This is a genomic window from Nonomuraea sp. NPDC050022, from assembly GCF_044460705.1.
In the GTDB taxonomy this organism is placed as follows: Bacteria; Actinomycetota; Actinomycetes; order Streptosporangiales; family Streptosporangiaceae; genus Nonomuraea.
On sequence record NZ_JBITKE010000001.1, the window covers coordinates 1,007,881 to 1,021,041 of the forward strand.

Genomic DNA, 13,161 nt, shown 5'->3' on the forward strand with positions numbered 1-13,161 from the left:
AGGCGGCGGGGCCAGGCTGACGGCATGACTGATGACATGCCGGACGACGGAGCGCCACAGCGCCTTTTTCCCGCTGCGGTCGTCCTCGTGGTGGCGGCCGGCTTTACCTCGCTGTTCGCCACGTATTGGGACGATGCCTGGCACACCGATATCGGCAGGGACGACGCGCTGATACCGCCGCACCTGCTGCTGTATGGAGCAGTGGCCGTCGTGGGGCTGACAGTGGCGGGCTGGGGTCTGCTCACGCTGTGGCGTACGCGATCGCTGATCGCCGTGCTGAGACAACCTCCGCTGCTCATCGCCGCTGTCGGCGGCGTGGCCACGCTGGCGTCCGCGCCCGTCGACGCACTCTGGCACGACGCCTTCGGCCGGGATTCGGTGCTGTGGAGCCCGAGCCACATGCTGACCGTGTTCAGCACACTGGCCCTGATCGGCGGGGTGCTCGCGGGCATGCGGCCGGACAGCCCTCGACCGCTGTGGTGGGCCGGCGGGGCATTGCTGCTGGGCAGCGCTGTCACGTCGGTGATGGAGTTCGAGACGGACGTGCCGCAGTTCTCCGAGGTGCTGTACTTCCCTGTGCTGCTGGTCGGCTCGATGTACGCGGCCGTGCTGCTGCGGTCGCTGGCACCGCGCCGGCGGCTCGTGGTGGGAGCGGTCGGCGTCTACGTGCTCGCGCGGCTGGTGATCACCGGGCTGCTGCTGGCCCTCGGACGTACCAGCCCCGACCTTCCGCTGGCCGTCGTCGGTCTGGCGGTGATCGACCTGCCGTGGCGGCGGCCCGTGACCGCTTACGCGGCAGGAGCGGCGGGGGCCGCCGTCACTTCCTCCCTGTCCTCCGTGCTGGGCATCGGCAGTGTCAGTCCCGACGCCGTGCTCGTGCCCGCGCTGGTGGTGGCCGCCCTCGGCGTGGTTGTGATCTTGGGGGAGCGCCGAATGCGTGGCGCGGTCGCGGTCGTCGCGCTGCTGCTGCCGCTCGGTCTGACCGTCCTGGATCCACCGCCTGCTTCGGCGCACGATCCCGGACAGGGGCAGGTTGTCGCTACGGCCGTGCTGACCGGCACCTCGGACGGCTCCGGGGGGATGACGCTCACGGTCGAGGGGTGTGGGGGTATGACGCCGCTCAGAGTGGTCGCTCGCCGGGCCGGAGAGGAGATCGCCGGTCCGCTTGGTTCGACACCTGGTGGATGCCGTGGCCAGGTACGGGTCGGCCAGGAGGGCCGGTGGTTCCTGTACGCGGAGATGCGTTATCGGGGCGGCGTGGTCGAGACCTGGCTCCCGCTTGACCGCGAGGTCGTGCGGCAGAGACGTGACATCTACCTTCCAGCAGGTCAGGCGGTGGTGACCGGCGGGCAGATCGCAGCGGGCGCCGGCTTGTATATGGCCGGGCTGGTCATGCTGTCACTGACCGTGTACTTGGCCGGACGAAGCCGCGCGTGATGTTGATCGGAGGTCGGCTTCGGCGGTCACCGGTGGGGCGTACCGCTGTTCGAGCTTGGCGAGCTTCCAGTACGCGACACTGCCCAGCCAGGTCAGGAGGAAGACGCCGACGATCCCGTACCCGATCGTGTTGAGGTCGATGGCGGCAAGAGCGGCCCACGGCTGACGGTCGGCCAGGCCGAGTTGGTCGGCGAGGATGCCGAGCAGTTCGACGGTGCCGACGGCGAAGGCGACGAAGATGGACAGGCCGGTGGTGGAGAGGTTGTAGTAGATCTTGCGGAGCGGGTTGCTGAAGGCCCAGTTGTAGGCGTGGGCCATGAACGCGCCGTCGAGGGTGTCCCACAGCGACATGCCCGCGGCGAAGATCAACGGCAGTGAGATGATGGCCAGCGGAGGGAGTTGACCGCCCGCGGCCGCTCCGGCGGAGACGCCGATCAGGCCGACCTGGGTGGCGGTGTCGAAGCCGAGCCCGAACAGCAGGCCGACCGGGTAGATGTGCCAGCCGGCGCTGATCAGCCGGGTGTAGCGGCCTTTGAGCAGGCGGTTCAGCAGGCCGCGTTCGGCCAGCAGGCGTTCGAGCCGCTCCGGTTCGTAGGCGCCTTGGCGTACCTGTCGCCACATCTTCCAGATGCCGGCGAAGATGACCAGGTTCAGCCCGGCCACCAGGTAACTGCAGAATATTTGCTACTAGATGGCATAGCAGATGAAGCGGTGCTCGCGGTGCCCGGGGTCAGCTCCCCGGGCACCGCGAGGTCGATTACGTTCGCTCCACGTTCTCGGGTGAAGGGCGGCCGTTGTGCGAAGGGCCGATGAGGCGCAGGAACGCCTGTACGCGGGGATGTGCGGGCGCGGTGAAGAAGTGCTGCGGGGGAGCCTCTTCGATGACGTTCCCGCCGTCCATGAACACCACCCGGTCGGCCACATCGCGGGCGAAGGCGGTCTCGTGCGTCACGATGACCATGGTCATCCCGTTTCCGGCCAGGTCACGGATGACCTGCAGGACCTCGGCGTGCAATTCGGGGTCCAGTGCGGAGGTGGGCTCGTCGAACAGGATGACCTGCGGCTCCATCGCCAGTGCCCGGGCGATGGCGACGCGTTGCTTCTGGCCGCCGGATAGCGTGGCGGGGTAGCAGTCGCACTTGTCGCCGAGGCCCACCAGCGCGAGCAGCCGCCGCGCGAGCTCGGTCGCCTCGGCGCGGGGCACGTTCCGTACGGAGATCGGGCCTTCCATGACGTTCTGCAGCGCCGTCAGGTGCGGGAAGAGATTGAACTGCTGGAACACCATCGCCGAATGCCGACGGATCTCGCGGATCCGGGCGGCCCTGGCGCGACGCCCGCCCTGGCGCGTGCCACAGTCGACGTGGTTGCCGCACAGGCGGACGGTGCCGGAGTCGGGCTCTTCCAGCAGGTTGAGGCAGCGGATCAGGGTGGTCTTGCCGGAGCCGGACGGGCCCATGACCACCACGACCTCGCCCGGCCGCACGTCGAGGTCGATGCCCTTGAGCACCTCGTTGTCACCGAAGCGCTTGGTCAGCCCGCGCACGCTCACGATGGGTTCTGAGCTGGTCATGCGTAGGCCTTTCTCATCCGGCGTTCGAGAGCCTGCTGGCCGACCTGCAGGAGGGTGTTGATCAGCCAGTACATGAGTCCGACGATCAGCAGCGCGTCCATGTAGCGGAAGGTGGAGGTGCCGATGCCCTCGGCCACCCTGGTCAGCTCCACCACGGTGACCGCGGAGGCCAGGGAGGTGTCCTTCATCAGGGCGATGAACCGGCTGCCCACGGGTGGCAGGGCGATCCTGATGGCCTGGGGGAAGATGACGCGGCGCAGCGTCTTCCCGTACGGCATGGCCATCGAGGCCGCCGCCTCCCACTGTCCCTTGTCGACGCCGAGGATCCCTGCGCGGAAGTTCTCACTGAGGTAGGCGGCGGTGAACAGGGTGAAGGCGATGATCGCCGACGGGATGGGCGGAATCTCCAGGCCGATCTGCGGCAGCCCGAAGTAGATGATCATGATCTGGATCAGCAGCGGCGTGCCGCGGAAGACCGAGACGTACGCGGTCGCCACGGCGGAGAGGACGCGGTTGCCGGAGATCTTCGCCAGCGTGATCGCAGCACCGAGGACGCTGCCCAGGATGAAGGAGACCACACCGAGGAGAAGGGTGATCACCATGCCGGTGAGGAGATCGGGAAAGGAGTCGACCAGTAGATCCATGAGTACCTTCCCTGCTCAGCTCGCCGGAACCTTGGCCAGTTCCTGCGTCATGTCGAGACCGCCCAGCCACTTGCGGGAGATGGCGGTCAGGGTGCCGTCAGCGATCATGTCGTTGAGCGCCTTGTCGACGGCCTGCTTGAAGCTCGCCGAGCCCTTCGCGAAGGAGATCCCGTTGACCTCCGATTCGAGCAGCGGCCCTGCGGCCTTGACCTTCAGGTTGTTCTTCGCCGCCAGGAACGCCCCTTGGAAGCGTGACGCCAGCACGGCGTCGGCCCGCCCCCGCGCCACCTCGGTCAGCCCGAGTGTGGCGTTGTCGTAGGTCTTGATGTCGGCGTCGGCGATGCTCTTCTTGGCGAAGGCCGCCTGTGTGGTCCCGGCCGTCACCGCGATCTTCTTGCCCTGGAGGTCGGTCAGCCCCGTGATGTCGGAATTGGCGTCGGCCACGAAGATCGAGATCCCGTTGACCTGGTACGGGCGGGAGAAGTCCACCTGCTTGGCACGTTCCGGAGTGATGGTCTGACCGGCGACGACGGCGTCGAACCGGCCGGCCTGAACGCCCGCGATGAAACTCTGGTAGTTGGAGGCGACGAACTCGACCTTGGCGATGCCGAGCCGCTTGGCGAGCTCGTTGGCCACGTCGACGTCGTAGCCAGCGGGCTTGCCGCCGTCCAGGAAGTTCCACGGCGGATTGGCCTGCGTCTGGGCCACCCGGAGGGTGCCGGACTCCTTGACCCGCCGCAGGAGGTCGGCGGCGTCCGCGGAGCTGTGGCCGCACGCCGACAGGGTGATCGTTAGGGCGGTGGACAGGCCTGCCGCCAGCAGGGGTTGAATACGTATCTTCTTCGCCACCATGGGCTCCTTGTCATGCAGCAGTCGCCCGGCTCTAAACCCCCGTGAACCGTGGACATCCCCAGGTTGGGGCTTACATGTCCATGGCGTATACGGTGGGCCATTATGTCCGAAGCGTCAAGTACCCCCCTGGGGTAATTTTGCATTCCTCCTGATCGGAGGGGGTAATTGACGGCTTCTGGTGGTGGTTGGCCTTCGAAGGCACCAAATTTACGGACATCCCGGTGTCCGCCGTCTCATAGCCGTACCCGGGTCACCCGGGAGGCTTCCGGGCGGCCAACCGTTCGACGATGCCGAGCTTGAACCGGTCGTGACGTTCAACGGTCAGGCCGTGATCAGGTAGCCGCTCGATGGGGCGGCGCAGGAAGTGCTCGCCTCCCAGGGGCACGGTCACCAGTTCGATCAGGCGTTGAGCCACCCGGACCGGCCACGCTGACGCGGCCACATGGTCGCCGAGCAGCAGAACGCCGCCGGGCCGGAGTACGCGCACCATCTCGGCGATCGCTCGCCGATCATCAGGGATCGCACAAAGAGAAAAGGTGCCGACAATCGTGTCGAAGCTCTCGTCCGGAAAGTCGAGCGCCTGAGCATCCCCCTCACGCAGGTCCACCTCCCGGCCCAGGGAGGCGGCCTTGCGCCGGGCGATGTCCAGCATGGCAGGGCTCCAATCGATGCCGGTCAGCCGTACGTCCTCCGGGTAGAGGGGGAGGTTCAGGCCCGTCCCGATGGCGACCTCAAGAGTGTCGCCGCCGGCCTGCCCGCAGATCCACGAACGGGTGTCTCCGAACACCTTTCGGTCGAGGAAGGTCATCTGCTTGTCGTAGGAGCCGGAGTGCTTGTCCCAGTAGCGGCGCAACCGTTCGTCGCGTGGCCTCGATTCCATCCATCTCACCTCTCACTGGTCTCAATACCGGGAGCTCATCCGGGGCGTCGAGCGGTGACCAGCCAGGCCGCGCTCCTGAGGAAGACCCCGGCCGCCGTCTCGTGCGAGCCGAGGCGCTCATGGAGGGCGCCGAGCATCTTGGCTCTCGTCTCTTCGTCGGCCTTGTCGAGCAGGCTGCTGACCGGGCCCATCTGGGAGACGAAGTCCAGCACGTCGTTCACGTCGTCCCCGAGTCTCATGGGCTCGTCCACAGGGTCCACGCTGATCTGGGTGTAGCCGACCGTATGCAGGAGGTCGGTGATCCGACTGGATGCCGCCAGGGAGAAGGGCCCCGGGCCGTCGTTGTCGAAGGAACCGGACAGGGGGACGTACGAGGCCAGGACCGCGCCCAGTTCGGTGATCCATTCGTTGTCGAGCGGTTTCCGCCAGCACAGGAACGCCAGACGCCCATCGGGGCGAGTCGCCCGTGCGATGTTGGTGAAGGCCGTTACGGGATCGTTGAAGAACATCACCCCGAAACGGCTGATCACCACATCGACGCTCGCCGCGGCGAAGGGGTGAACCTGCGCGTCGGCCTGTTCGAAGCGCGTGTTGACGAGGTTCTCGCCCTGGGCTCGGCGCCGGGCCTCCTCCAGCAGGGGAGCGGACAGGTCGATGCCGAGTGCCTGGCCCTCGTGCGCGCCCCGAGCGGCCGTGCAGGTGGTCTGGCCGCTTCCGCACCCGATGTCGAGCACGTGGTCCTCGGGGGCGATGGCGGCCGCCTCGAACAGGTGGGAGCTGATCCTTTTCATCATCTCGTCGTAGCGATCCCGATGGGCGACCCAGTGCCGGCCGTCGCCCTCGTTCCACGCTTTGGCCTGCTCGGGGTTGGCGACAGACGCAGGTTCGGTGTGCGACATAGAAGCTCCTCTGATCGGACGATCTACTATCAACGGATAGTACTCACATTAGATAGTAGTATGACGTCGTGCAGGATGAACTGGATCGGGCGGTCGCCGTTCTCGGCCCGCTGGAGGGGCGGCTCATGCGGGCCGTGTGGACTGGAGCGGTCACCGAGCCGTTCGTGGTCCGGGACGTGCAGGGATTGGTGCCGGAGCTGGCCTACACCACCGTGATGACCACGTTGCGACGGCTGGCCGACAAGGGAATGCTGGCGGCTCACGCCGAGCCGGGTCGCCGCGCCCATGAATACCGGGCCGCGGTCACGCCCGCTCAGTTCCTCTCCCAGTCGAGCCGTCGGGCCGCCGCGGGGTTCGTGGACAAGTACGGCGACGCCGCACTGGTCGCCTTCGCCGCCCACCTCGACGACCTGTCGCCCGAGCAGCGGCGCCGCCTGCGGGAGCTGATCGAGTGATCGTCTACCTGTGGCGGCACAACCGCGTCGGCCTGGTGGTGCTGGCCGGACTGATAGGCGTCCGCCTGGTGTGGCACCCCAGCGTTTCCGCCGGGATGACGATGGCCCAGTGCTGGCTCGTCTCCATCGCCGTCGTGGCCGGGGCGAGCCTGCTGGCTGTCGCCGCCCGCGCCACCTGGCTCGGCGTCGCCGCCGCCCGCAGCCTGGCCGCACTCCCGCGGGCGGCCGAGCCGGCCGGTCTTGAGGGCGCGATACGGCGAAGCGGCGTTCCAGGTGTCGTCTGTCTGGCCGGTGCGAATCCGGCGGCCTTCTGCGCCGGAGTGCTGCGGCCACGCCTTTACCTCACCGCCGGGGCCGCCGAGGCGATCCCCGCCGAAGAGCTCGACGCGATCCTCGTCCACGAGGCCGCACACGCGCGGCGCCGTGACCCGCTGCGCCGTCTCATGCTTCGCGCCGCCGCTGACGTCCTGTTCTTCCTGCCGTTGGCGGGATGGTGGTTCGGGCGGCAGAGCGAACGGGCCGAGCTGTCAGCCGACCGGGCCGCGATCGACCGGCTGGGCGCCAAGGCGGTGGCACGGGCACTGGCCCGGATGGACGGCGCCGGCCCCGCACCGGCGACAGCGGCGGCTTTCCACGGCGCAGCCGAGGCCAGGATCGCTCAACTGCTGGGCGACGACCTGCCGATCCGCAAACCGTCCAGGGCCGGAGTGATCTTCTCCCTGACCGGTCTCGTCGTGGTCGTCAGCCTGGTCATGTGCGTCGGGCAGGCAGCGTGGGCCGCCTTGACGGCGTGATGGCACCGGAGCGGGCGCTGGCCAATCGCTTGACATTAATCACAAGGTGAAATGTCCAGTTTTGCGTGACAAGTCCGGTAATGGGGCGACAGAATGCGGGACCACCAGCCGCCCCGCCACTGGAGGAACCCATGCTGAGACCCCTGGGGGTACTCGCCACCGTCGCCAGCCTCGCCGCCTGCACCCCGTCCGCCGACCTGCCGCCGGGCGGAGCGGCCGGAGCGGTGCCCGAGGCGACCGCGCCCGCGGACGGTGCGGCACCGGCGTCGACGCGGGCACAGCCGGCTCCCCGGCCGACCCCTGGATCGGACGAGTGCCACGTGAGCGTGGTCAGGCCGGACGTCTCCGCGCTCAGGATCCGGACCTCGGCCGCCCGCCGTGGCTGTGCGCACCCGGCACTGTTGCGCATCCGAGTCAAGCGCGCCGTCCCCGGCGCCGATCCGGTGGTCAAGAGCGGCGCCACCAGGAAGGGCCGCATCGCCCTGCAACTGCCCTGCGTGCCGGGTACGTACTACGCGCTCGCCACGGACTACCGGGGCGGCACAGCCAGGTCCAAGGCCGTACGGCTGACGTGCGTAACCCCCACCCCCGCAACGCGGGAGACGAAGGCGCCGACGGTTCCTGAGGGGAAGACGTCCATCACGTCCGTCGGCACGGCACTGGAGAACGACGTCGTCCGGCTGACCAACGCCGAGCGGGCCAAGGGCGGCTGCCACCCCCTCAAGCACGACGCGCGGCTGCGCAAGGCCGCGTTCGGGCACTCAGCCGACATGGCGAAGAACGACTACTTCGACCACGACTCTCAGGACGGCCGCGACATGGTCGACCGCATGCGCGCGACCGGCTTCACCGGCTCGGCCTGGGCCGAGAACATCGCCATGGGTCAGCGATCGGCGGCCGAGGTGGTCAAGACCTGGATGAACAGCGCCGGCCACCGGCAGAACATCATGAACTGCTCGTACACCCTCATCGGGGTGGGCGCGGTCAAGGACGCGCAGGGACAGGTCTACTGGACGCAGGACTTCGCCCGCTGACGCATGGGCGTTTCCAGGGTCAGACGGCGAGGGTCGAACCGCGTACGACAAGTTTGGTGTGGAACTTCGCGACATCGAGATCTTCCTGACCCTCTGCGAAGAGCTGCACTTCGGCCGTACGGCGGAACGGCTGCACGTGACGCCGGCTCGCGTGAGCCAGGCGATCAAGAAGCAGGAACGCCGCGTCGGCACCGCTCTGTTCGAACGCGACAACCGCCGCGTGGCGCTGACCCCCATCGGACAGCAGCTCTTCGATGACCTCAAGCCGATGTACCGCGGGCTGCTCGACGGCATCGAACGCGCCGCCCTGTCCGCCCGCGGCAAGTCGAACGTGCTGTGCCTGGGCATGGTCAACGAAAACCCCCAGGACCTGCGCCCACTGTTCGACGCCTTCGAGAGCCGCAACCCCGAATGCGACCTCCAACTCCGCTACGCGGGCTTCGCCGATCCCTTCAGACTGCTGCGCTCCGGAGACATCGACCTGCTGATCGCCTGGTTACCCGTCCGGGAGAGCGACCTCACCGTAGGCCGCGTCGTCTGCACCGAACAGGTCGTGCTCGTGGTCGGCCCCGACCACCGGCTGGCCGAGCGGGAATCGGTGTCGTACGAAGACTTCGGGGACGAGAGCGTCTTCGGCGGAGCCCGGCCGGACTACTGGCGCAACTGGCTTGTCCCCACCTACACCCCCAGCGGACGTCCGATTCGGGTCGGCCCCATCGTCACCACCTCTGCCGAGATGATCCCCCTCGTCTCGAACGGCGAGGCCGTCTCACCGTGTTTCGCACACTCCATCCGCTACCACGCCCGGCCCGACCACATCTACGTGCCCATCCGCGACGCCCCCTGGCCCGCTGGGCGCTCATCTGGCGCACCGCCACCGAGACCACCCTGGTCCGGGACTTCGCCGAGACAGCGCGTGACCTCGGCCCCATCGCCCTTTGATCTCGTACGCAGTTACTGGTGGATGATCCGGTGGTCCGGAGAGTCGAGCCAAATATGCTGACCGTCAGGGGTTACGGTCATTCCGAACCGGTCTTTGTGCGGGCTGCCCCACGACACCCACCGGAGATAGGCGATCTCCAGGCCATCCCAGAGATTACGCGGTCCGCGCTGTAGTACTGCTACGCCTTTGTAATCGGGGGCATAGTGCACCTGAGCCTCGGAATCATCCGACCACAGCGACAGGTGAAATTCCCCGCCTTCTTGGTTTTCGTGCGTGCCGTACACATTCGGCAGCATTCCCGCGATAGCGACATCCGCTCCGGCGGATGAGCGCACTACTCTTCGGGGGTCGAGATAGGTCGTCGACTTTCGATAGACATCCTCGATCTGGGTACGGCGGCGGCGCTGTGCTCGCAGCATCATGAAATCCACCCCGCTGTGAAATCTTCCCACGGCGGTGCCGTCTCCGACGACGACCAGCTTGACCAGATGTCCGCCTTCCCAAGGGGGCATCCAAGGGGTCACGATCACCCCGCCGGGCCGGGTCTGTTCCACCCAGGCATAAGGCACCTCGCGCACCCCGCAGGTGACATGGACGCGATCGTAGGGGGCTCTTTCGGGCCACCCTTTCGCGCCGTCGCCCAGAACCAGCCGGGGCAAGAGACCGGCCCTCTTCAACTGCTCGGTGGCTGTGGTGAGGAGGGTCTGATCGATCTCCATGCTGGTCACGTTCTCGTCGCCGAGGCGACTCGCCAGCAGTCCCGCCGTCCATCCCGTACCCGTGCCGATCTCCAGGACCTCATCCCCGTCGTACGGGTCGAGCAACCGCAGCCCTGCCGCGACCACGGCAGGTGCGGAGGCCGAGGACGTGTAGTCGCCCAGCCCTTGGTCAAGATCGGTGGCGCCGTCGTCCAGTTGCGTGACAATGGCCGTGTTGGAGTATGCGATGTTCAGCCACGTCTCGGGGTCGGCCGTACGGTCGATGAGAAAGCCGGGACCGTCGTCAGGATCGCACCAGGCCCGGTCTGGGATGAACAGATGGCGCGGCACGGCGTGAAACGCGGCCCGCCACTTGTCGTCCAGGCTCCCAAGTTGATCGGTGAGGGCGGTGATGCGTTCATCGACGTTCATTTCGTCCCCAGTTGCTCGTGCTCGCCGGGTTGATCGGGACGGAAACTGTCCGAGCTCGGCTTTGTTTTTGGGTGGCTTGTCCCCCTTATCCATGCCCATTTTAGGAATCTTCTTCCATTCCGCCGGATTTTTTCGCGTCGGCGGTATCGGAGAAATTCGGAACGGATCTCGGGAGGAGTCTACGCCGGGCGTGAGTGTTAAATGGCGGAATTTTGCGACGCGCCTGTGCGGCAGGATTTCGGCTATTCCCTGCCGCACAGGGCTTTGGTGGCTGTCCACGCGGTCTTCGACCGGGTTGTTGCGTAGTGGTCAAGGACCTGAGCGGTCGTCGATCAGTGCGCCGTGCGCGTGCCCTGAGATCCGCCCGCCTCCAACCGCGCTCTAGCCGGGCTCGGGCAGGGCGGCGTACTGAATGTCACGCCGTCGATGAAGTTGCCGAAGGCCGGGCTGCCACCTGTCGCCGACACCGACGCGAAGGCAAAGCGTGTGACGGTCTGGCCCGGAGGTACGACGTACACCCCCGTGTAGTAGCCCCAGGCGGTGTTGTCGTCAGAGATGTCCGGCGAGGAGGCTCCGGTGGGAATCTGCGCCACGGTCGCGCCCGGCGCGCCGATGAGCACCCGCATCACGTCGGTACCGAGGCGGCCTCGGTGATAGAGGCTCCAGGTCATCGGTGTTCCCGGAACGGTGGGCAGGTCCTGGTAGAGCGTGGAGACCTGGTTGGCGTTGAGTTCGGCGAACTGCTGGCCGTCGGCTGAGGGGACTCCGCTCGCGCCGCCCCGCCAGAACTCCAGCTTGTTGTCGGTTGCCGTGGTGTGCCAGCCGACGCTCGGGTTGGTGGAGGCGTCGGGGATGTTCCAGTCGGCTACGGCCACCGGCGGCGTCTCGAAGCTGCCGTTGACCAAGTTGACCGGTTTCCAGGGACAGGGGACGGTGACGGTGACCGTGGCGGTGCTGGTCCCGCAGGCGGTGGTGATGGTGTAGGTGAAGGTATCGGTACCGATGAAGCCCGCGGCGGGCGTGTAGATCACGTTGCCGCCGGAGATCGTCGCGGTGCCGTTGCCGGGTGCGCTGACGTTGCTGATCGTCGGCGCGGTCGCGGTGTCGTTGGCCAGGACGGGCACACTGACGGCCGCGCCCATCGTGGTGGTGGCGCTGTCGGCGACGGCGTTGGTGGGAGAGATGGACTGCCCGTTGACGATCTGGATCGGGGGAGCCGGCGTGTTGTTTCCCAGCTGACCCGGAGCCGCGACGACGCTGCTGATCCCGGTCGGCCGGATGGTCATGCTGCCGCCGACGGTGCCCTGCCTTACCCGGAAGACGATGACCTTCGGGGATGGGTCGGTCTTGATCCCCACTGAGGTGATGGACAGGCTGTTGCCGCTGATGGTGCCGGTCCCCGACTGGCTGACGACATCGGCGTTGGCCAGCAGTGACGACAGGTCCCAGGTGGTGGTGTAGCGGGTGACCAGCAGTGGCCACTGGGCCGTGCGGTGCGTCAGCGTGAGGGTGAAGACGCTGCCCGGTGCGATCTGCCCGCCCCACAACGCTGGGGAGGTGTCGACCGAGACCGACCCGCTGCCCAGCCGGGCGCCGATGATGTTCTTCCAGTAGTAGCTGACGGGGTAGGTCGCCCGCCCCGGCCGGACACAAGGCCCGGTGGCGGCTCGCGTGACAGCCTGCGGCACTTGGGCGGCGGCGTGCGCGCCGGTAGCGGTCGCGACCTGCGTCCCCGACGCGGCCAGCAGCGCCGATACGGCGCAGGCCAGCGCGGACCTGGATCGTTGTGACATCAACCTGAGCTCCCACTCTGTCGTAAGGGATGACCTCGAAGATCGACTTCACAACGGAGATTACTCCTTGTAGTTGATCTATTGCTTTAGGTGATCCTGGGCTTCCGCGTGGCCCGCACGTTGACGCTCTCCGGTAGGCGCCCGGGGCAGCCGTGTCCTTGCGGCATCCGCGCAACCACCGGTGCAGGTTGTTGAATGGTGATCACCCGACGAGCGTTCTGGAGGATGGCATGGTGCTGATCGAGGCAGCTCCAGAGGCGTTACCGAAACAGCGAAGCAGGTGGCCGTTCTTCGTGTGCCTGGCGCTCCTCGCCTCCATCGTCGCCTACATCGTGGTGTTCGAGGTTCCCGAGTGGCGCAACGACGAGAAGCTGGCCCGGCTGGAGGAGCGGGTGAGCATGCTCCAGCTTCCGCCGGACACTGAGCAAGGTGATCCCAGCGTGCAGGGCACGGTGGGTATTCAGGCGGGCAACAGCAATCATTGCGACTATCTGGTCCGCATGTCCCTGCTCACCAAGCAGCCGGACGCCGAGATCGCGCGCTACTACGAGTCCGCCGCCGTCGAGGGTGTCGAGGGTCGCGAGCTCTCCGGCACCGTGTACGTCAACCCGAGCGGATCATGGCGGGACGGGTACAAGGGCGTCATCGTGGAGTTCTTCGACGGATATCACGAAGCCGGGTTCGACATGCGCTGCCATTGACGGAAAGCACCCATGGGTTACGGCGGCAC

At 67.1% G+C, this 13,161-nt stretch carries 14 protein-coding genes; 6 read left to right on the top strand and 8 right to left on the bottom strand.

Translation table 11 applies throughout. The features are described 5' to 3' along the window. Window positions 1-24: 24 nt before the first annotated feature. Window positions 25-1,437 carry a hypothetical protein gene (locus ACIBO2_RS04350; RefSeq protein WP_397295322.1) on the top strand — a complete coding sequence of 471 codons (1,413 nt, stop codon included), beginning with the start codon at window positions 25-27 and terminating at the stop codon, window positions 1,435-1,437. On the opposite strand, the gene ACIBO2_RS04355 is transcribed toward ACIBO2_RS04350, so the two are convergent. From ACIBO2_RS04355 to ACIBO2_RS04380, 6 genes are all read right to left on the bottom strand, one after another. After that, on the bottom strand, window positions 1,399-2,100 hold the full coding sequence (locus ACIBO2_RS04355) for a HoxN/HupN/NixA family nickel/cobalt transporter (protein WP_397295324.1): 702 nt from the start codon (window positions 2,098-2,100) through the stop codon (window positions 1,399-1,401). The two genes, ACIBO2_RS04350 and ACIBO2_RS04355, sit on opposite strands and share 39 nt — an antisense overlap. Window positions 2,101-2,194: 94 nt before the next feature. Beyond that, complete coding sequence (locus ACIBO2_RS04360) at window positions 2,195-3,007, bottom strand: amino acid ABC transporter ATP-binding protein (RefSeq protein WP_397295326.1); 813 nt, start codon at window positions 3,005-3,007, stop codon at window positions 2,195-2,197. Further along, complete coding sequence (locus tag ACIBO2_RS04365; RefSeq protein WP_358536821.1) at window positions 3,004-3,651, bottom strand: amino acid ABC transporter permease; 648 nt, start codon at window positions 3,649-3,651, stop codon at window positions 3,004-3,006. Before ACIBO2_RS04365 ends, ACIBO2_RS04360 begins: the two co-directional genes overlap by 4 nt. A 15-nt stretch (window positions 3,652-3,666) precedes the next feature. Further along, a complete protein-coding gene (locus ACIBO2_RS04370) occupies window positions 3,667-4,503 on the bottom strand; it encodes a transporter substrate-binding domain-containing protein (RefSeq protein ID WP_358536824.1) in 837 nt (278 codons plus the stop codon). 250 nt (window positions 4,504-4,753) lie between these two features. Next, window positions 4,754-5,383, bottom strand: a complete 630-nt coding sequence (locus ACIBO2_RS04375) for a methyltransferase domain-containing protein (RefSeq protein WP_358536826.1) — start codon at window positions 5,381-5,383, stop codon at window positions 4,754-4,756. Window positions 5,384-5,418: 35 nt separating this feature from the next. Beyond that, on the bottom strand, window positions 5,419-6,282 hold the full coding sequence (locus tag ACIBO2_RS04380) for a class I SAM-dependent methyltransferase (RefSeq protein ID WP_397295329.1): 864 nt from the start codon (window positions 6,280-6,282) through the stop codon (window positions 5,419-5,421). 68 nt (window positions 6,283-6,350) lie between these two features. On the opposite strand from ACIBO2_RS04380, the gene ACIBO2_RS04385 reads away from it, so the two are divergent. The 4 genes from ACIBO2_RS04385 (at window position 6,351) to ACIBO2_RS04400 (ending at window position 9,568) form a co-directional block, all read left to right on the top strand. After that, on the top strand, window positions 6,351-6,737 hold the full coding sequence (locus ACIBO2_RS04385) for a BlaI/MecI/CopY family transcriptional regulator (protein WP_358536832.1): 387 nt from the start codon (window positions 6,351-6,353) through the stop codon (window positions 6,735-6,737). Then, window positions 6,734-7,531 carry a M56 family metallopeptidase gene (locus ACIBO2_RS04390; protein ID WP_397295331.1) on the top strand — a complete coding sequence of 266 codons (798 nt, stop codon included), beginning with the start codon at window positions 6,734-6,736 and terminating at the stop codon, window positions 7,529-7,531. Before ACIBO2_RS04385 ends, ACIBO2_RS04390 begins: the two co-directional genes overlap by 4 nt. A gap of 131 nt (window positions 7,532-7,662) precedes the next feature. Next, the gene (locus ACIBO2_RS04395; protein ID WP_397295333.1) at window positions 7,663-8,565 is read left to right on the top strand and encodes a CAP domain-containing protein; all 903 of its coding nucleotides are present in this window, start codon (window positions 7,663-7,665) and stop codon (window positions 8,563-8,565) included. 58 nt (window positions 8,566-8,623) lie between these two features. After that, window positions 8,624-9,568, top strand: coding sequence for a LysR substrate-binding domain-containing protein (locus tag ACIBO2_RS04400; protein ID WP_397295335.1), 945 nt, complete (start codon window positions 8,624-8,626; stop codon window positions 9,566-9,568). On the opposite strand, the gene ACIBO2_RS04405 is transcribed toward ACIBO2_RS04400, so the two are convergent. Both ACIBO2_RS04405 and ACIBO2_RS04410 read right to left on the bottom strand, forming a co-directional pair. Then, window positions 9,520-10,638, bottom strand: a complete 1,119-nt coding sequence (locus ACIBO2_RS04405; protein ID WP_397295337.1) for a methyltransferase domain-containing protein — start codon at window positions 10,636-10,638, stop codon at window positions 9,520-9,522. The genes ACIBO2_RS04400 and ACIBO2_RS04405 overlap by 49 nt on opposite strands. 332 nt (window positions 10,639-10,970) lie before the next feature. Continuing rightward, a complete protein-coding gene (locus ACIBO2_RS04410) occupies window positions 10,971-12,431 on the bottom strand; it encodes an Ig-like domain-containing protein (protein WP_358536846.1) in 1,461 nt (486 codons plus the stop codon). A 230-nt stretch (window positions 12,432-12,661) separates the two neighbouring features. On the opposite strand from ACIBO2_RS04410, the gene ACIBO2_RS04415 reads away from it, so the two are divergent. Continuing rightward, complete coding sequence (locus ACIBO2_RS04415) at window positions 12,662-13,132, top strand: hypothetical protein (RefSeq protein WP_358536848.1); 471 nt, start codon at window positions 12,662-12,664, stop codon at window positions 13,130-13,132. Window positions 13,133-13,161: the final 29 nt, after the last annotated feature.